This window comes from Nitrosomonas sp. PY1 (assembly GCF_022836435.1).
GTDB lineage: Bacteria > Pseudomonadota > Gammaproteobacteria > Burkholderiales > Nitrosomonadaceae > Nitrosomonas.
This window is the reverse complement of the sequence record NZ_BQXC01000001.1, coordinates 2,188,613-2,206,713: the sequence shown is the minus strand read 5'-3', so window position 1 is coordinate 2,206,713 and position 18,101 is coordinate 2,188,613. Positions and strand designations below refer to the sequence as shown.

General features: G+C 42.6%; 18 protein-coding genes. 5 read left to right on the top strand and 13 right to left on the bottom strand.

The window, feature by feature from the left end; all coding sequences use genetic code 11:
* The first annotated feature begins 75 nt into the window (after nucleotides 1-75).
* Nucleotides 76-519, top strand: coding sequence for a septal ring lytic transglycosylase RlpA family protein (locus W03_RS10210; protein ID WP_244072999.1), 444 nt, complete (start codon nucleotides 76-78; stop codon nucleotides 517-519).
* Nucleotides 520-605: 86 nt separating this feature from the next.
* Here W03_RS10210 and W03_RS10205 read toward each other — a convergent pair whose 3' ends face one another.
* The 6 genes from W03_RS10205 to W03_RS10180 form a co-directional block, all read right to left on the bottom strand.
* Entirely contained in the window at nucleotides 606-2,423 is a 1,818-nt protein-coding gene (locus tag W03_RS10205; RefSeq protein WP_244072998.1) for an acyltransferase family protein, read from the bottom strand.
* Nucleotides 2,424-3,268: 845 nt separating this feature from the next.
* Nucleotides 3,269-3,868 carry an alginate export family protein gene (locus tag W03_RS10200; RefSeq protein WP_244072996.1) on the bottom strand — a complete coding sequence of 200 codons (600 nt, stop codon included), beginning with the start codon at nucleotides 3,866-3,868 and terminating at the stop codon, nucleotides 3,269-3,271.
* Nucleotides 3,843-4,067 (bottom strand): hypothetical protein, encoded by a 225-nt coding sequence (locus W03_RS10195; RefSeq protein WP_244072994.1) that lies wholly within the window; start codon nucleotides 4,065-4,067, stop codon nucleotides 3,843-3,845. Before W03_RS10195 ends, W03_RS10200 begins: the two co-directional genes overlap by 26 nt.
* A gap of 5 nt (nucleotides 4,068-4,072) precedes the next feature.
* Nucleotides 4,073-4,666 (bottom strand): alginate export family protein, encoded by a 594-nt coding sequence (locus W03_RS10190; RefSeq protein ID WP_244072992.1) that lies wholly within the window; start codon nucleotides 4,664-4,666, stop codon nucleotides 4,073-4,075.
* A 405-nt stretch (nucleotides 4,667-5,071) separates the two neighbouring features.
* A complete protein-coding gene (locus tag W03_RS10185) occupies nucleotides 5,072-6,736 on the bottom strand; it encodes a hypothetical protein (protein ID WP_244072991.1) in 1,665 nt (554 codons plus the stop codon).
* Between the two features lie 11 nt (nucleotides 6,737-6,747).
* The gene (locus W03_RS10180; protein ID WP_244072990.1) at nucleotides 6,748-7,887 is read right to left on the bottom strand and encodes a trypsin-like peptidase domain-containing protein; all 1,140 of its coding nucleotides are present in this window, start codon (nucleotides 7,885-7,887) and stop codon (nucleotides 6,748-6,750) included.
* A gap of 79 nt (nucleotides 7,888-7,966) precedes the next feature.
* Here W03_RS10180 and W03_RS10175 point away from each other — a divergent pair, with 79 nt between their 5' ends.
* The 4 genes from W03_RS10175 (at nucleotide 7,967) to W03_RS10160 (ending at nucleotide 12,244) form a co-directional block, all read left to right on the top strand.
* Complete coding sequence (locus W03_RS10175; protein ID WP_244072987.1) at nucleotides 7,967-8,713, top strand: Nif3-like dinuclear metal center hexameric protein; 747 nt, start codon at nucleotides 7,967-7,969, stop codon at nucleotides 8,711-8,713.
* Nucleotides 8,714-9,064: 351 nt separating this feature from the next.
* Entirely contained in the window at nucleotides 9,065-10,294 is a 1,230-nt protein-coding gene (locus W03_RS10170; protein WP_244072978.1) for a murein transglycosylase A, read from the top strand.
* A gap of 118 nt (nucleotides 10,295-10,412) precedes the next feature.
* Nucleotides 10,413-11,684 carry a GerAB/ArcD/ProY family transporter gene (locus tag W03_RS10165; protein WP_244072976.1) on the top strand — a complete coding sequence of 424 codons (1,272 nt, stop codon included), beginning with the start codon at nucleotides 10,413-10,415 and terminating at the stop codon, nucleotides 11,682-11,684.
* Nucleotides 11,681-12,244, top strand: coding sequence for a response regulator transcription factor (locus tag W03_RS10160; protein ID WP_244072967.1), 564 nt, complete (start codon nucleotides 11,681-11,683; stop codon nucleotides 12,242-12,244). The genes W03_RS10165 and W03_RS10160 overlap by 4 nt, the downstream gene beginning before the upstream one ends.
* Here the strand turns inward: W03_RS10160 and ribD are convergent.
* The 7 genes from ribD to pal form a co-directional block, all read right to left on the bottom strand.
* Entirely contained in the window at nucleotides 12,222-13,334 is a 1,113-nt protein-coding gene (gene ribD / locus W03_RS10155; protein WP_244072964.1) for a bifunctional diaminohydroxyphosphoribosylaminopyrimidine deaminase/5-amino-6-(5-phosphoribosylamino)uracil reductase RibD, read from the bottom strand. The two genes, W03_RS10160 and ribD, sit on opposite strands and share 23 nt — an antisense overlap.
* A gap of 31 nt (nucleotides 13,335-13,365) precedes the next feature.
* Nucleotides 13,366-13,827: a transcriptional regulator NrdR gene (gene nrdR / locus W03_RS10150; RefSeq protein ID WP_244072962.1), complete on the bottom strand. Its 462-nt coding sequence runs from the start codon at nucleotides 13,825-13,827 to the stop codon at nucleotides 13,366-13,368.
* A gap of 41 nt (nucleotides 13,828-13,868) precedes the next feature.
* Nucleotides 13,869-15,116 (bottom strand): serine hydroxymethyltransferase, encoded by a 1,248-nt coding sequence (gene glyA, locus W03_RS10145; RefSeq protein ID WP_244072960.1) that lies wholly within the window; start codon nucleotides 15,114-15,116, stop codon nucleotides 13,869-13,871.
* Nucleotides 15,117-15,238: 122 nt separating this feature from the next.
* Nucleotides 15,239-15,916 (bottom strand): 7-cyano-7-deazaguanine synthase QueC, encoded by a 678-nt coding sequence (gene queC / locus W03_RS10140; RefSeq protein WP_244072958.1) that lies wholly within the window; start codon nucleotides 15,914-15,916, stop codon nucleotides 15,239-15,241.
* A gap of 15 nt (nucleotides 15,917-15,931) precedes the next feature.
* Nucleotides 15,932-16,588, bottom strand: a complete 657-nt coding sequence (gene queE / locus W03_RS10135) for a 7-carboxy-7-deazaguanine synthase QueE (protein WP_279600070.1) — start codon at nucleotides 16,586-16,588, stop codon at nucleotides 15,932-15,934.
* Between the two features lie 73 nt (nucleotides 16,589-16,661).
* Nucleotides 16,662-17,579 (bottom strand): tol-pal system protein YbgF, encoded by a 918-nt coding sequence (gene ybgF, locus W03_RS10130; RefSeq protein ID WP_244072956.1) that lies wholly within the window; start codon nucleotides 17,577-17,579, stop codon nucleotides 16,662-16,664.
* A complete protein-coding gene (gene pal / locus W03_RS10125) occupies nucleotides 17,579-18,091 on the bottom strand; it encodes a peptidoglycan-associated lipoprotein Pal (protein ID WP_244072954.1) in 513 nt (170 codons plus the stop codon). Before pal ends, ybgF begins: the two co-directional genes overlap by 1 nt.
* Between the last annotated feature and the right edge of the window lie 10 nt (nucleotides 18,092-18,101).

Below are 18,101 nucleotides of genomic sequence, written 5' to 3'. Positions count from 1 at the left end.
ATGTGCATCTAATGTACGCTTTCAGTTTATGTTATGCATTCATTGATTATGGTTTATTTCAGAAGTTGCATTGTAATGATCTGCATTCTAATCAGCGGCTGTGCGTCTTTGTTTTCCGATAAACCGTTTCAGTCATCGAATATTGAATTGCGCGCACCGAATTTGATGGCCGCATACAATAAACCGTATACGATTTTTGGTGTGACCTATTATCCTTTGAAATCGGCAAAAGGTTATCGCGAAATCGGATATGCATCTTGGTACGGATCGGAATTCGGTAATCGCACTTCGATGGGTACGCGCTTTATACCCGAGCGAGTTACTGCTGCGCATAAAACTTTGCCGTTACCTTCACGTGTTAGGGTTACAAATTTACAAAATGGACTTCAGGTGGATGTGATCGTCAATGATCGAGGGCCTTTCAAGAAGGGCAGAGTGATTGATTTGTCTCGTGGCGCAGCGAAAAAAATTGGGCTTTCTGGTGTTATGAAAGTAAAGATAGAGCACCTTAATGATTAGTGATTAGTATGTGGAGCGATACGATACGAAAGAAAGAATGAATTAAAGTCTTCACTCATAAGTATACCGTTTCGGAATCTCAAACTTTACTTGGTTAGATTAATAACATCTTCAATGATTTGTTCAAAAACTTTTCGCAGATATTCACTTCCTGTGAGCGTTAGATGACTTGAGTCGAAATAAAGTGGTCTGCCTGAGTCATCTGATATTTTGCAGTCATTCGCACATAAGTAGTTCGCAACTTGATAAATTTTCCATTTTTTGTTGGTTATAGTGGCTAAGCCTTCAATTAAGGTCTGATTGTAAATTTGATAATCGGTTAGATTTGCTGACGGTAATGGATCATTAAGCTTCAAATGTTTCCATAGTGCCATAGGAATATGGTCACGCCAAACCGGTATTGGCATGATAAAAGCACTCGATATATTTTCTGCGTCGGCAAGAGACACTGTTTTTTGAATAATCGACGCATCAATTGAGCTCGGTGCATAATGAAATACGATTGTATCGATTTGATGCAATTTTGCTTCCTTTATTAGACTCTCCGGGGTGATTCCATTTTTCATTAACGGAGTGTTGCTGGCTATAAAACGAACTGATAGATTTCTTTCTTCAGCGGCTGACTTGAATGTGTCTTTGATGGAATCGGCATGACTGTTACCTACCAGCATGATATGTCGTCCTGGCTTATCCAGTGGTTCAGTAATTTCGCAACTAATTGCTAATGGGTCTAGAATGCGCTTAATTTTTCCGCAACGATACTCCGAGCGATCTGTCCAGGCCTTATAAATTAGCATTTCCTTCTCAGGAATCGTCATAACTTGTATTAAAGTGCCTAAAGGGCCTGAGATCAGAATAGCTAAGCTGCAAGAAATTAAGGCATATCGAATATTATTGCGCTCTAATCGTAGCGGGTTCTCGATAAGTGCATACATTGCCTTAGAAAGGATGATAATCAAACCGACAAGTGCTGCAGTTTGCCAGTATGCTTCCGCATGCAAAACTGTCCCTGAAAAAGGTTTGTACAAAAAAAGTACAATGAGTGGGAAATGGACTAAGTAGACCGAGTAGGAATATTGTCCCAGTTTTTCTAACCAGCCCGCAATACGAAGGTTTTCTACCACTGATGGTAAGCCAACACCAAGGATTAAAGCGGTTGCTAGGCATACGCTAAGTGCGGGTAACCCCGGATGTCCTTGTATAAAGTTAGTTGCATTTCCATCGACTGTAATCATGGGAATAGCTAACAATAGTGTCAGGCCGACAACACCTAGCCATCGCATTGTCTCGTTCTTGCCTAAGGTACCGCGCAAGACCAATCTAGCGATACCATATCCTAAAAGAAATTCCCACAGTCTGAATGGCAACATAAAGAATGCAGTTTTAGGGGAAACGCCGGTCATATAGAGACAAGCCACCAGAGAACCTAATAAGACAATAAAATAACTACCTCGGAATTTAGAAAAAAGCCAAACTAGAAAAGGTAATAAGAGATAAAACTGAATTTCAACACCCAGCGACCATAAGTGCAGCAATGGATTAAAAGCAGATTTGCTGAAATAGGAGTTCTCCATCCAATATCCAATATTGGATGTAAAAAATGCGCCGAATAGTGCTTGCTTGACGACAGAATCGTAATCATTTGGTATGGTTATCAGTATGCACGCGAACAATGTCAACACTATGATTGCAAAATAGGCGGGTAATAGGCGGCGCGCTCGTTTTACAAAAAAATCCCATTTTCGTTCAGGATTGTAAAGAATGGCCATTAGATAACCACTAATTACAAAAAAAACATCAACGCCTAAAAATCCACTCTTAAAGCCGCCAATTTCAAGATGAAAAAGAACAACTAAAAGAACTGATATTCCTCTAAGTATTTGAATATCTTTTCTATATTCCATAAATTAAGCTTTGAATTGCAAATATTAGGGTAAATTGCAATTTATTTGGTAATAAATTTAATAAAAAATATAGTGATGCAAGTTTTTATGAAAAAGTTGAAACCGTATGAATCGTTAGTTGCATTGATCACGTTAGAACAGAACGGAATAAAAAATAGATGTTCTGAGACCTTTGCAAAACCCCATTTCTTGAAATTTAATATCAATAAAAACAGTAACCTGAAGATCCATCAAAAGGCTTTTGCAAAGGTCTCGTTCTATAAAAAACCATGATATTTTAAAGTATTATAAGAAATTTTAGTATAAAAACCTACGTATTTATCCTGAGGTAGCTAACTTTATATTTTCTATGAGGGATATACTGATTAGCTCATCGAACAAGCAAATCACAAGGCGAATGGGATATAGGAAAAGGATTTCTGAGACCTTTGCAAAACCTCATCTCTTAAAATTTAGTATCAATAGAAACAGTAACATGAAAATATACCAAAAGACTTTTGCAAAGGTCTCTTCTAATAGAAATGACGAGTTTTCGTGCATCAACTAACACAGCAATTTTGCTGCATAGATAGTTATCAGAACATCTAAGATTGGACTTGCTCTGTAAAAACATATTTCTTAAAAGGGGTTACGGCCGGAAGGAAATGAGAGCAAAAGCGGTCAGGAGAGCATGCGCACACGAATCGAATCATACTGGAAGTGGTACGATCGGCTCGAGGCGGCCGATCATATGCAGCGATAAGCTTAAAGCGCTGAAGTACTCAAGTAGATTCTATTGATGATGCATCGCACGGCTAAATCTTAGCATTTTTAATTGCTATTTTGACCAAAAAACGACCACTATTTTAGAATTTGATAGTTGTCATCATATATCCGAAATTGGTATCAGCCGAACCTGGGCTTTGTGGTACTTTATCAAAGTAATCGCCTTTGAATATGCGAGTGTAGCCGACGTCGAAGCTTACGTATTTCCAATAACTCCATTGTGGACTCCAACCAACACTGACATCAAGCATATTACCCAGAAAAGATCCCGCGCTACCGGTTGTATCTTGCAGACCGCTACCGACATAGGCGCCATATTTATCAGCCAGCCAAAAGGCGCGATTCACCATCATAAGTTGGACAGTTGGCGTTGGTATCAGTGTTGCACGAAAACCCACGGGTGACATAAGATTGGAAGGAAAAAATGCTCCAAGTAACCCGGTTGGCCCGTATTCCGCCCGCCGCCTTGCGTATAAAATATCGAAGTTCTTGTCAGGGTCACGATCTCCTGATGAATAGTCGAACAAATAAGCCAACCGAGAAGGCATGGCTGTTTTAAAAGAATAACCCACCTCACCATGATGGCGGTTCGCAAAATGGTGTTTATGGTTGGTATCGCCAAACTGATACATGGATTCGATTTCATAGTCTAATTTACCCGTAACGGGTTTGGCAAACAACCGGGAAACCTGTCGTTGATAAATTACGTTGTTTCATCTTATGGCCTTCATTTAACTGAAAAAAATAAATATTGAAATTAGCCCAGGATATATCGCGGTTGGTAATTTGCGCGCCCGAAAAGTATGTTGCTGGAGTATTCCAGTCGAGATGCGTCGGCTTGCGGTCAACGGGCGGGTGCCGAAGACGCGTAACCCCCATTTCTCTTACTCATTGCCGACCGTGAACACCATGCCGTCGAAGGTGGGTGTAAAAGTACCAAACCGGTGTCCACCAATCAAGCGAGAATGACCAAAATCAAACGCAAAACGCCCAACTTCGAACTTGGCAGCATATCCTGTTCCCAGAAAATTTTGAGAATTCAAACCGACGTGAAGCCGGGTAAAATCGAAGTGATTGGCGAATTCATTTGAGTGAGCTTGACCGTAATGAGCCAATGGCGCACGCATATCTGTGAGTTCTAACGTAAACTTCAGAGGATCCGTAGCCTTAAAGACTTCAAATAAAAACCTTGTACGCATATGAACCATGTCGTCAAACCCGGGAATGCTTCGAGTAACACCATGGTCATACAAGGCGTATCGTGTTCGTTGCTCAATGGCTATTTTGAGCCAATCTGGAGTAAGCGTCGAGAAGGGCGATTTTCCCTCTTCTATCAACTTAGGCAGAATATCGAAGTCAAACCGCATATTCCCGGCTGATTCCGTTATGCTGAATAATTTTACATTTCCGGTTGTAGGAATTTGCGCAATAATTGGCACCTGATCGAGTTTTTTTGTACCCGCACTAGCAATTTGCATTGGATCAAACTTCTTCTTTTTCGTATCCTCTATTGCAGATGCAAGAGAACAATTACTCGATAAAAACCCCATCAACAATTAGACAATTCCGTAAGCAAGACTACTTCTTGGAAGAAGCATATAGCTCTTCTCCTTCATAATTATGTTATGCCAGCAGATCACGAATCCAACATTAATAACTGGTAATCGAGTTATAAGAAATTTTATGGTTATTTACAGAAGGATTGATGGAATAGCTGTGATTTCATCGAAGTAAGCGGAAGTAAGCATTATTGAGGCCCTTACGTTATTCTACGGTATTGTAGCAGTAACGAAACGAAAATATTGATCCGATCGCTATTTAAAGCAAATCTGATTGACACGCGCTCATTGATATCGCGTTTCCTGTATAGCAATATCTTTTGATTAGGCGCTTTGAAAACGTGTATGTTTGATGATTAAGATTGTCATTAACGGTATGACAAAACCGATGATCGTTGCGGTGATCAATAACTGGCCTAGTTCGCTATAATCGGCTGGCATCGTGACTTGGCCTGTAAGGCTATCTTTAATTTCTCGCTTTACATCAAAAAACTGATTCAGGTACTTTGTTCCTAACTGCGAGGCCGATAATGCTAAATTCGTGAACGAGGCCATGACGGCAAAAAAGGTCGCTTTTAGCTTATCCGGTGCAGAATTGGCAATCCAAGCCAACATCGGGATCATGGCAATTTGTCCCAATGGAGATTCCAGCGCGGTATCGATCAATGCAATAAAGCGTGCATCTACAAAGCCACCGGTCAACGAGGCTGTCCAGTGATGTAAACCAAAAAACATACCTATAATTGGTAACGTTAGAAAGGTACCGACAACGGTGAGAAACACGATAATATAAGCAATCGAGCGCTCTGCCATGAAGCGGCGGAAAATAAACATACCGAACAAGGTCAATATTGCACCCACTAAGGACAGAACAGCCAGAAACTGTTGGTCGAATCCCAATTCATCGATCATCCACCAAGTGGAACCGGCACCGGGTCCTGGAATGGCCCGGAATACAAATATCATAATGGCTGTACCGACTAAGACGTTACGGGCTTCTGGTTCCAATTCTTGGGTTAAGCGCCACATCAAGAAAATTATAATTGTCATCGATACAACAAAAACGATCTCTTCTCCAGCCGGAATACGGCTTATGCCTACAGCTAAAGACATCACGGTGAAAGCCAATCCACCTCCTAAGATCCACCAATTGATAGGAGGTGTTTCAGTATGAGAGTCTAATAGTGTGGCAATTTCTTGGTGACTATGTCCCAGATAATGTAGACGCTTGCGCTCACGGTAGTGAAGCCATGACGCTAACATAGTGCCCATAATTGAAATTAATGGAATGATTAAAGCCAATTGATAGACTAATAGATACACACCCTCTTTCTCGTTTTCTGATAATGTATTGGCATCGCGTAATAAAAGTACATTCGCGACCGATACCAGCAAGCCACCTCCGATAATCGCTACACGACCTAATGTTTGCATGGTTACGTGCATCAGTTTGCGTTTTTCGGCGTTAAATTTTTCACCGTTCTCATCTATACGCGGTACCGCTTCGACTGTCATGGCATCAGCTACGACATCTTGTAGCACATAACCAACCGGTGCTAGCAATGCTGACAAGATATACCATGTTTCTACTGGCGCTTTAGCAGCCATAGCTTCTGTATGTCCCAACAAGCCGATCATGATCAGTAAGCTGAGCATAATCAGGCTGGCACCGAGGTACACTAATATACTTTTCCAGCGCCAAATCAAATCAACTAAGTGTCCTAAAGGCATTTTTATTGCCCAAGGTAACATCATCCAGAAACCTAGCATGGCGAGAAATTCTGGTGTAAGTCCAAGCTTCTCCTTGACGTAAAAGGTACCAACAATGCCTGTCAGTCCTGAAATGCCTGCGGCCACATATACCATCAAAGGTGGTAGGTAGGACAAGCGCATTTCCCTTCCTAGCGAGAGAATGTTTGTATCCAACCAAGAAAATAGCTTCGTGACAAAGCCGGATGATGATTGTTCTGTTAGATTGTTTTTATTCATTATTTTTTAGGCTATTTTTGCTTTGGCCGTACACCGACGGTAATGGGAATGGACTTCTCTTCTTTATTGCGTAAAACCGTTATATTGACTGTTTTTCCGGGCGCCAGAGCGGCAACCAAGTTGAGTATCTCCGCAGCATTTTTAACCGGCTGCGATTCAACAGCAATAAGCACATCGCCCGGTTTGATGCCTGCTTTATCAGCAGGACCATCTTTAAGCACGCTTGCAACCAGCGATCCTGAGACTTGTTTTATATTTAGCGACTCAGACAATTCTTCAGTCATATCTTGCATGCTTACACCTAGCCAACCTCTAATGACGCTACCGGATTCAATAATTTGTTCCATGATTTGTTTGGCTACATGAGCTGGAATTGCAAAGCCGATACCCAATGAACCTCCTGTTTTCGAGTAGATGCCGGTATTCACACCAATTAAATTACCCGCTGTGTCGGTGAGTGCGCCACCCGAATTACCTGGGTTTATGGCTGCATCGGTTTGTATAAAGTTTTCAAAGGTATTGATACCCACATGATTGCGGCTGAGTGCGCTGACAATGCCCATCGTGACGCTTTGGCCAACTCCAAAGGGATTTCCTAGCGCCAATACGACATCACCTACTTTAACTTGTTCTGACTGACCAAAAATAATAGCGGGTAAATTGCTTAAATCAATTTTTAATACCGCCAGATCTGTTTCAGGGTCTGTGCCGATGATGGTCGCTTTTGCTTTTCTCCCGTCAATCATAGCGATTTCAACTTCATCCGCTGCCTCAATGACATGATGATTCGTTAAGATATAACCATTGGAGCTGACGATAACTCCAGAACCCAAATTTGCCCGGCGCCGCGCGCGCGATTCTGATGGATCACCAAAGAATTTTCGTAGTGCGGGATCATCGAGTAAGGGATGCGAAGGAACTTTAATTTCTTTACTGGTAAAAATATTGACTACCGAGGGCATGGCTACTTCCGCGGCTTTGGCATAACTGTCGGTACGGTCGTTACTGGGCGTGGGCGTTGATTCTCGGATGACAACTACTTCTCCACGTGGTCGCCAGGATAGCAAATCCGGACGCAAGGATGAAACGATAAAAAAAATGGCCAGCAACACAGTGATACTTTGTGTGAAAATTAACCAATGTTTATACATAAATACTTTACCTCCCTAAATGAAACAAACTGTCATTGCTGTATATCAAATTTTATGTGCAGCATAGAAAGGAGCCCATATGCATCGCGATGAGTTGGAAAAGTACCTGAATGAATTATTAGACATTCATCGCTTCCAGGATTATTGCCCAAATGGGCTTCAAGTGGAAGGGCGCCCCGAAATTCAAAATATCGTTAGCGGTGTAACGGCCTCTGTCGATCTTTTGCAAGCGGCTATTGCCGCTAAAGCCGATGCGATTCTGGTGCATCATGGCTATTTTTGGCGCAATGAGGATGCCAGGATTGTTGGCGTGAAACATCGCAGAATCAGCTTGTTAATGGCGCACCAAATCAATTTATTGGCTTATCATCTGCCGCTCGATTCGCATCCGCAATTCGGCAACAATACCCTTTTAGGGAAGAAGTTGGGGTTTATTGAAACGGGGCGCTTTGGTGGACAGGACATTATGATTCATGGAGAGCTAAATAGGGCAATTACGTTAAAAGCGTTAACAGAAAAAATATCTCGAACACTATTACGAAAACCTCAAGTTATCGGTAGTGCGGATATGATCGTTCGCCGTATCGCTTGGTGCACGGGTGGTGCACAAAACTATTTTGAGGCAGCAGTGAAACAAGATGTCGATGCCTATATTACTGGGGAAATTTCTGAACATAACGTACATCTAGCACGCGAAACCGGAATCGCATTTATTGCCGCAGGACATCATGCGACGGAGCGTTATGGCGTACAGGCGCTTGGCGATCACGTGGCACAAAAATTTTCGATACAACATCAGTTTATTGATATTGATAATCCAGTATGATGCGCATCGAGTTTGACTACAATTATATTTTATCTCGGTATTGAAAAATGATCCTAAATGCTCATTTGATAGATACACTGCGTTTCAGCTATTTCTGCCTGGTATCGTTGTTTCGAATGCGTTCTTTAACAGACTGCTGGCTATGAGCAGCGAGATAGTAGTATGTTTCAAGTTATTGGGAATTATGAGTTATTTTCATCATCTTTCTTTTTCTTGCCAGAAAACATTGTCCACCAAATGATAAAAATAAACAATCCAGCCGCGAGTGCTGCTTCGACTACTAGTAACCACCACATAATTAGAAATTTGCTCTTAAATAAAGTACACAATAATCAGCGTATCTACATTTTAATGGAAAAACTATCTTATTTCATTTCATTGATTGCTTTGTTGTCACTGGCAGCTTGTTCGACGAGTACAGTCAGCCCCACGGACAAGGATTCGCAATCTGTTGAAACTTTACCTACCCCTCAAGTACCAACCGCCATACAGACGCCATCCTCAATTGATTCTGGGAAGGTATTTACGAAATCGATCCATAAACCTGTTCCTTGGTCTGCGCTTGTAGGTTGGGAGAGCGACGACTTATTACCTGCTTGGCAAGCGTTTGTAAAAAGCTGTAGTGTACTCAGTCAGCAATCGCTTTGGAAAGCGTCTTGCCAAGCGGCAAAGTCGCTGAGTAAACCTGACCATGCAGCATTATCAAAGTTTTTTAGAAACAACTTTATTCCTTATCAAATTATCAATAAGGATAATACTGAAGAAGGAATCGTTACAGGGTACTACGAACCTTTGTTGAAAGGAAGCCGGAAGCCGTCAGCGCGATATCGTTATCCCATCCATTCCGCACCTTCCGAGTTGCTGACAATTAGTTTAGACACACTGTACCCTGAAGTAAAAGACTTGCGGTTAAGAGGGCGCCTGGATGGGCGCAAAATCGTACCTTATTATACTCGCGCCGAAATCATGAAAGACCCTAAGTTACTAAGTCAGTATGAATTTCTATGGGTCGATGATGAAATCGAGCTGTTTTTTTTGCAGATACAAGGATCGGGTCGAGTGATGCTCGAGAATGGCGAGATCGTTAAAATTGGATATGCAGATCAGAATGGTCATCCGTATAGTTCTATCGGGAAATTACTCGTGCAGCGCGGTGATTTGTTGCTAGAAAATGCATCCATGCAAGGAATAAAGCAATGGGGGAAGAAGAATCCCAGCAAATTACCCGAGTTGTTGAAACAAAATGCTCGCTATGTATTTTTTCGTGAGCTACCAGCGGACATATCAGGCCCTATTGGTGCTTTAGGCGTACCGCTAACGGCGGGACGCAGCATTGCCATTGATCCTCAATCCATTCCGCAAGGTGCACCTGTATTTTTGGCCACTACTTGGCCTAATACCAATAAACCGCTGAATCGATTGATGGTGGCGCAAGATGTCGGTAGCGCTATTACAGGAGGGGTTCGTGCCGACTTCTTCTGGGGTTATGGCGAAGAAGCAACCAATCAAGCCGGTAAAATGAAGCAGAATGGAAAGATGTGGGTTTTAATGCCAAAGAGTAATATGACAGTGTCGAAATAGTCGATATCTATCAGCGTATTAATTTTCCTGAGACAATTTGCCGCATGGCTAATGTTACAAATTTCGGTTAATGTTTTGCATTTTATAAAATGCATGCTATCCATATTGTGTGTTTCTCATGTTTCGTGAGCTGAGTAAGTTACCTATCAGTAAAAATTTGCAGCGTCTTTTTTTGCTCCGCAATATAGCTATTGCAGTGCAGGCTTTAGCGCTGACAATCATGTATTGGAGCATCGATATCGTTATCCCGTGGGGTGAGATGATTGTGGTGATCGTACTGCTTGTATTGGTTAATTTTCTCACTTGGATACGCTTGCATCAAAAATGGCCGGTGACTAATATTGAATTTTTTTTACAACTATTGGTTGATGTGGTGGCGCTCAGTTGTCTGCTTTATTTTAGCGGCGGATCTACTAATCCATTTATTTCATTGTATTTGTTGCCATTAACAATCACTGCAGCAGTGCTACCCTGGCGCTATACCTGGGTAATGGCGATCATTACCATTGCCTGTTATTCAGTACTGTTATTTATTTATATTCCATTGCCGCATAACCATGAAAATCACTTGATTGAGTTTGCTTTGCACGTATCGGGAATGTGGCTGGCTTTTGTATTAAGCACTGTGATTATCGCGTGGTTTGTAGTTCTCATGAGTTCATCCATTCGTGATCGTGATCGAGATCTTGCAAAAGCACGTGAACAAGCTTTACGTAACGAGCAAATTATCGCGTTAGGAACCTTGGCAGCCGGTGCGGCACACGAACTAGGGACGCCACTTTCCACGATGGCGGTGATTGCCGGAGAATTACAGAAAGATTATGCTCAGGACACCGAATTCCAGAACAATGTTCGTATCCTCAAAGATCAGATCGGGCATTGTAAGCAAACGCTTACTCATTTGCTGGCGAAAGCTGGGCATGCTAGAACTGAGCAAGGTAGCGAATTGCCTGTTGATGAATTTTTGAACCAGATTCTGGATAAGTGGAAATTGATACGCCCCTCGGTGGAATTTACCTACCATAGTGGTGGCGTACAGCCGATACCTAAAATTATGGAGAATCAGCTGCTTAGTCAATCGATTCTTAATTTGCTAAATAATGCTGCAGACGCTTCTTCTAAGTGTGTCGATATCAAGAGTAGTTGGACCACACAAATATTACATTTTGAGATTGTCGATGATGGTGAAGGTTTATCAGCAGAGGCGATGGAACGTGCTGGGGAGGCGTTTTTCTCCAGTAAGAAACCTGGGCAGCAGGGTTTTGGTATTGGGTTATTCCTTGCCAATGCTAATATCGAGCGTTTTGGTGGAAGTGTACGCTTGTTTAACCTTGAACAAGGTGGTGCATGCACACAAGTTATTTTACCACTCATTGCAACAAGATCATGAGCCAAATTTCTTTAGAAGATTGTACCGAAGAGAACCCCAGTCTACTCATTGTGGATGATGATACGGTATTTTGTAGTGTGTTGGCGAAAGCCATGACCAAGCGAGGATTTCAGGTGGTCTGTGCGCATAGTATTGAAGATGCACTGGGCTTGTGTGAATCTGCGACTACTGAATATGCGATCGTGGATCTAAAATTATCGAATGAATCCGGACTTGTTTTGGTTGAGAAATTAAAGGCTCTAGATCCTGGTACCAGAATCGTGATGCTAACGGGTTATGCGAGTATTGCAACTGCGATTGAAGCAATTAAACTGGGTGCAACGCATTATTTGGCAAAACCTGTCGATGCTGATGAAATCATGGCTGCATTTGAACGCACCAGTGGCGATTCCGATATGTCGATTAGCGCCAATCCTCTATCGGTGGGGCGACTGGAATGGGAATATATACAGCGTATTTTGAGTGAGAACGATAACAATGTTTCTGTGACAGCCCGAATACTCAATATGCATCGCCGTACCTTGCAGCGTAAATTAGCTAAACGACCTGTACGCCAGTAGCAACTGGGCGCGCAATGATACGGATATCTTGTCCTATTGTACGGATATCCTCAAAAATTAATGTTTTTTTCTGTTTAAGGTCAACCAATCCAGGTAACCTAAATATGTCTTGCGCATCATCGCCAAGTAGATGTGGTGCTATATATAAGATAATTTCATCGACTAAATTGGCGTTAAGTAAAGCGCCATTCAGATGGCTTCCTGCTTCCACCAAAATTTCATTCATAGCAAAATCAGTGGCTAGCAGGGTTAGCATTTTTTCTAGGTCGACCATGCCATTATTTGCAGGCATAAGGATTACTTGAACGCCTAATTGTGTGAGCTGCGATATTTTTCCTTGATTTTGACGGTTAGTGGTGAAGATAATAACTGATTCATCTCGTAATAGTGAGGTACTCAGCGGAATGGATAGCTGGCTGTCGAGCACGATTTTTTTCGGCTGGCGAGTTGTTTCAACGTGCCGAACTGTGAGTTGCGGATTATCGGATTTGACCGTGCCGATACCAGTCATAATGGCACAAGAGCGCGCACGCCAACGATGAGCATCGATTCGTGCCGCTTCTCCAGTAATCCACTGACTGGCACCGTTCCGAAGAGCAATTTTCCCATCGAGGCTGGTTGCGATCTTTAAGCGTACCCATGGTTTTTTTCGCGTCATGCGTGAAACAAAACCGATATTGAGCGCTTGTGCCTGTGCTTCCAATAATCCTGTCGTTACTGTAATACCGGCTTGTTGTAATAGCACTCGACCGCGTCCGGCAACTATTGGATTGGGATCTTCCATTGCTATATTGACTTTCGCAATTCCGGCTTCTATCAAAGCCCTTGCGCAAGGTGGCGTCAATCCATAATGATTGCATGGTTCAAGCGTTACATAGGCTGTGGCGTCACGCGCTGCTTCACCTGCCATTTTCAGCGCATATATTTCGGCATGTGGATGGCCTGATTTTTTATGCCACCCACTGGCAATGATATGTTCATTTTGAACGATTACGCATCCAACGCGGGGGTTGGGTGTGGTGCTATATAATCCTTTCTCAGCTAACTGCAACGCATGTGACATGAAAGTATGATCGGCAGCAGAAAACATCGTGGTAATGTTGAATAGGGAAAGCTATTGCTTAATCATCAGAGGGCTTTTCTGCTTCCTGGATCGCATCACGGAAGTCATCAGTGTCTTGAAAGCTTTTATATACCGATGCGAAACGGATATAGGCTACTTTATCGAGGCGATAAAGTTCTTGCATCACGCTTTCGCCGATACTGCGAGATGACACCTCGCGTTCTCCAGTGCTTAGCAGTTTTTGCACAATGCGGTCAATTGCTGCGTCAACATAGCTGGTCGGTACCGGGCGCTTGTGTAGCGCTCGTTTAAAGCCGGTGAGAAGCTTATTGCGGTCAAACTCTGTGCGACTACCATCATGTTTTACCACTTCAGGTAAGTGGAGTTCAACCGACTCATACGTTGTAAATCGCTTATCGCAACCTTGGCAGCGCCGCCGTCGCCGAATTTTGTGACCATCATCGCTATCTCGAGAGTCTATGACACTGGTATCGTCAGCATTGCAAAACGGACATTTCATTTCATGACTAGCTAAAAAACGCTGTGACTTATGGCAAATTGTTAGCCGTATACCGGAAATTTCATGCACAATTGTTTGGCTTCCGTTGCGACTTTTGCCAAAACAGCATCGTTATCGGGGGCTGCTAACACATCGGCGATTAAATTAGCCAATTGTTCCGCTTCTAACTCCTTAAAACCTCGCGTTGTAATGGCGGGTGAGCCGACGCGAATACCGCTCGTAACAAAAGGTTTTTGCGGATCGTTGGGAATAGCATTTTTATTCACAGTGATATGTGCTTTTTCAAGGGATTCCTCGGCGTGTTTACCGGTTAGATCCATTGCGCGTAAATCAACTAGGAACATATGGCAATCGGTTTGTCCTGACACGATGCGCAAGCCGCGCTGTGTCAGTACTTTTGCCATCACGCGTGCATTGTCAATAACTTGTATTTGGTAATTCCGGAATTCTTTCGTTGCGGCTTCTTTGAAGGCAACGGCTTTAGCTGCGATTACGTGCATTAGTGGTCCGCCTTGGGTTTGCGGGAAAATAGCGGAATTTAGAGCTTTTTCATGCTCGGGTTTGGCCATAATGATACCACCGCGAGGGCCGCGCAAGGTTTTGTGCGTAGTGCTGGTAACAAAATCAGCAATACCGACCGGATTAGGGTATAAGCCTGCGGCAACCAATCCGGCATAATGTGCCATGTCAACGAATAAATAAGCGCCAACTGCATCAGCGATTGCGCGGAAGCGTTTCCAATCAATGATACGTGCATATGAAGAAGCGCCCGCCACGATCATTTTTGGTTTATGTTCATGGGCTAGACGTTCTACCTCATCATAATCAAGCAATTCAGTTTCCGGCTTCAATCCATAGGATACCGAATGAAAAATTTTACCGCTCATGTTGACACTGGAACCGTGCGTCAAATGCCCTCCATGTGCCAAAGACATGCCTAATAAAGTATCACCAGGTTTTAGCGCTGACAAATACACTGCGGCATTGGCTTGTGATCCAGAATGTGGTTGTACATTGACATACTCAGCACCAAATAGGGCTTTCAATCGATCAATCGCGAGTTGTTCAACTTGGTCGGCATACATACAGCCACCGTAATAACGTTTGTTTGGGTAGCCTTCTGCATATTTATTCGTCAGTACAGAGCCTTGTGCTTCCATAACGGCTGGGCTGGCGTAATTTTCCGATGCGATTAATTCGATGTATTCTTCTTGACGTTTAACTTCGCCTTTAATCGCTTGCCAAACTTCGGAGTCGATATTTTCTAGGGTGTGATTCTTTGCAAACATTACGATACTAATCCTTTGAAATTTTTGTAAATCAACCAGAGCCATATATTACCATTAGCAACTCGAATTCATGCAATGGATAATGAAATGATTGAGTAATCTAATGTTGTGTGAGTTGCTGCTTAAGCGCGATAGCGCGTTGGATCGGCGATTCCAGCTGCTACAAATCCGGCATTTCGAATGCGACAAGAATCGCAATACCCGCACGCTTGTCCTGAGTCATCGGCTTGATAGCAGGAAATCGTTGTGCTGTATTCAATACCCAATGCAATGCCAGTAAGAATGATATCGCTTTTAGACAAATGAATCAGTGGTGTATGTAGGGTGATTTTTTTGCCTTCTATCGTTGCTTTGGTTGCCAAATTGGCCATTTTTTCAAATGCTTTGATGTATTCCGGTCGACAATCAGGATAGCCTGAATAATCAATTGCATTGACACCTATAAAAATATCTTGACATGCTAAGGTTTCTGCCCAGGCAAGTGCGAGCGATAGCATAATGGTATTCCTTGCGGGAACATAGGTGGTGGGAATCGTATCATTAGCTGTACCGCTCGTTGGGATAGCCATGGATTCATCAAGCAAAGCCGATCCACCGAATGTCGACAAATCTATGGTTATCAATTTATGCTCGTGAGCTTGTAACTGTCGGGCAACATGTTGGGCGGCGATTAATTCAGATTGATGCCGTTGGCCATACTGAACACTCAGCGCATAGCATTTGAATTGTTGGTTTCGAGCGATAGCCAATGTGGTTGCTGAATCTAAGCCACCTGATAACAATACTACGGCTTTTTTCATGATGTATTGCTGATTCTAACGTCCAGGGCTTTCACCCCAAAGCAATTTATGTAATTGGATTTGCATTCTAACTGGCAATTGATCGCGTAAAATCCAACCAGCCAGCGTTTCCGGAGGTAAGTTAGAATACACAGGGGAAAATAGAATCGGACAGATTTCTTGCAATTGATGGTTCTGAATCATGCGCGAAGCCCAATGAAAATCTTCTTCGTTACATAGTACGAATTTAATTTCATCGCGTTGAGTCAGGTGTTTCAGGTTTGTCCAATTATTTTTCTCGGATTCGCCAGAATCGGGTGTTTTGATATCCATGATTTTACTGACGCGCGCATCAACTTCGGAAATATCCAATGCACCGCTGGTTTCTAGGGAAACCGAGTATTGTGCATCGCATAAAGCGGTTAGTAGCAGTAGACATGCTTTTTGTGCGAGTGGCTCACCGCCTGTAACGGTAACAAATTGAGTTTTATATTGAGCTACTTGCGTTAGAATTTGTGCGATTGTGAAGTTGCTACCACCGGTAAAAGCATAGGCTGTATCACAATAATGACAACGCAATGGGCATCCGGTTAGTCGGATGAAAACAGTCGGTAATCCCATTCGGCTTGTTTCACCTTGTAATGAGTGAAATATCTCGCTGATTCGCAAGGTTGCGGTTTCTAACGCTTGCACAGTCTACTACCGTAAAAAAGGTACGTTTTGATAAGGGTAAAAAAGATTAATAGTGCTTTTGCTACTAGAAAGACTATTTGACATTAGTCAAACGCTGTTTGGCTTTTTTTGCTGCATTGCTTTGTGGAAATTTTGCAATCAAATCTTCAAGGGTATGTTGACTTGCTTTCCGATCACCCAATTCCCGTTGACTGCTGGCAATATTCAAAAGCGCATCGGGAGTTTTAAAACTACCCGGATAGGTGCTAATGAGTTTCTTTTGTGCGTCAATTGCTAATTGATAATCACGTAAGGCATAACGTGCATTACCGATCCAATAGGCAGCACCCGGTGCAAGACTGGAATTAGGGTAGTCAATTAAAAAATTTTCAAACTGTTTGATGGCATTTGTATAGTCACCATTTTTAAACATTCCATAAGCTTGTTTATACGCATCGTTTTCTACCGCAGTTGGAGCAATCAATTCGTTAGTTGCTATTGGCTTATTGATCAGATCAGAAGAAGATATGCTGGGTTCTGGTAAATCAACCGATGCATCATTTTCGATTTCATCAATGTTTGAATCGGGAGATAAAGCTGAAATAGTTGTTACCGACTCTTCCGGTGAAGATTCGATCTGGCTACGGCGAGAGTTTTTCCCCGTTGAAGAAGGTGTCGCCGGCTTAACTCCGGATTCTTCTATTGAGCGTAGCCGGTTATCAAGATCAATATAAAAATCTTTTTGCCTTTTCTGCAATAAAGAATTTTCATTGTTCAGTGTTTCGATTTGGCCATTGAGTTTGTTTAACTCAATGCCTAGCGTTTCAACTTTACTATATAAATCGATTAAACCTTGATTATTCAGCACCTGTTCCATCTTAGCGATACGTGCTTCCATTGCACTAATTTGTTTACGTAATGCTTCCAATTCTTCATCATTACCAAACAATCCTGCATAGCTAGTATTACACCACAGTATCAATATCAACAAAGAAGCACGTATCAGCATCATTACTCACCCCGATAAACAATATCCGTACGACGGTTTTGACTCCAGGCCGACTCACCACTTCCTAGCGCGCGAGGTTTTTCTTCACCAAAGCTGACGGCTTCGATTTGATTATCCCCGGCACCAGCTAATGTCATCATGTTTCTGACGCCATCAGCACGGCGCTGACCTAGTGCTAAATTATACTCACGACTGCCGCGATCGTCAGTATTACCCTGTAGAATAATGCTAGCATCAGGATTGTCACGAAGCAATCTGGCATGCGCTAGCACCATTTCCCGATACTCACCTTTAACGGAATAGCTATCAAAATCATAATAAACGGTACGCTTTGATAAGATACTGTTTGGGTCTTGCAACTGGTTGAAATAACTAGGTCTACCGGATCCTGAACCCGATAAATTCGTATTTCCCATGTTGTTGCCTGAATTTAAATCATCCACCTCAGGCTGGGTTGTTTGGCTGGCACAAGCAGATAACAAAACAATCAAAGAAACACTCAGTAACTTTTTCATTTATTTACCC

Bases quoted from the DNA above. Each gene is read 5' to 3' on its own strand.
- W03_RS10165 (WP_244072976.1), top strand. From the start codon at position 10,413: ATGTTTCGTGAGCTGAGTAAGTTACCTATCAGTAAAAATTTGCAGCGT.
- W03_RS10210 (WP_244072999.1), top strand. From the start codon at position 76: ATGATCTGCATTCTAATCAGCGGCTGTGCGTCTTTGTTTTCCGATAAA.
- W03_RS10185 (WP_244072991.1), bottom strand. From the start codon at position 6,736: ATGAATAAAAACAATCTAACAGAACAATCATCATCCGGCTTTGTCACG.
- queC (WP_244072958.1), bottom strand. From the start codon at position 15,916: ATGAAAAAAGCCGTAGTATTGTTATCAGGTGGCTTAGATTCAGCAACC.
- W03_RS10180 (WP_244072990.1), bottom strand. From the start codon at position 7,887: ATGTATAAACATTGGTTAATTTTCACACAAAGTATCACTGTGTTGCTG.
- W03_RS10205 (WP_244072998.1), bottom strand. From the start codon at position 2,423: ATGGAATATAGAAAAGATATTCAAATACTTAGAGGAATATCAGTTCTT.
- W03_RS10195 (WP_244072994.1), bottom strand. From the start codon at position 4,067: ATGGGGGTTACGCGTCTTCGGCACCCGCCCGTTGACCGCAAGCCGACG.
- ribD (WP_244072964.1), bottom strand. From the start codon at position 13,334: ATGTTTTCTGCTGCCGATCATACTTTCATGTCACATGCGTTGCAGTTA.
- W03_RS10190 (WP_244072992.1), bottom strand. From the start codon at position 4,666: ATGCAAATTGCTAGTGCGGGTACAAAAAAACTCGATCAGGTGCCAATT.
- nrdR (WP_244072962.1), bottom strand. From the start codon at position 13,827: ATGAAATGTCCGTTTTGCAATGCTGACGATACCAGTGTCATAGACTCT.
- W03_RS10160 (WP_244072967.1), top strand. From the start codon at position 11,681: ATGAGCCAAATTTCTTTAGAAGATTGTACCGAAGAGAACCCCAGTCTA.
- glyA (WP_244072960.1), bottom strand. From the start codon at position 15,116: ATGTTTGCAAAGAATCACACCCTAGAAAATATCGACTCCGAAGTTTGG.
- pal (WP_244072954.1), bottom strand. From the start codon at position 18,091: ATGAAAAAGTTACTGAGTGTTTCTTTGATTGTTTTGTTATCTGCTTGT.
- ybgF (WP_244072956.1), bottom strand. From the start codon at position 17,579: ATGATGCTGATACGTGCTTCTTTGTTGATATTGATACTGTGGTGTAAT.
- W03_RS10170 (WP_244072978.1), top strand. From the start codon at position 9,065: ATGGAAAAACTATCTTATTTCATTTCATTGATTGCTTTGTTGTCACTG.
- W03_RS10175 (WP_244072987.1), top strand. From the start codon at position 7,967: ATGCATCGCGATGAGTTGGAAAAGTACCTGAATGAATTATTAGACATT.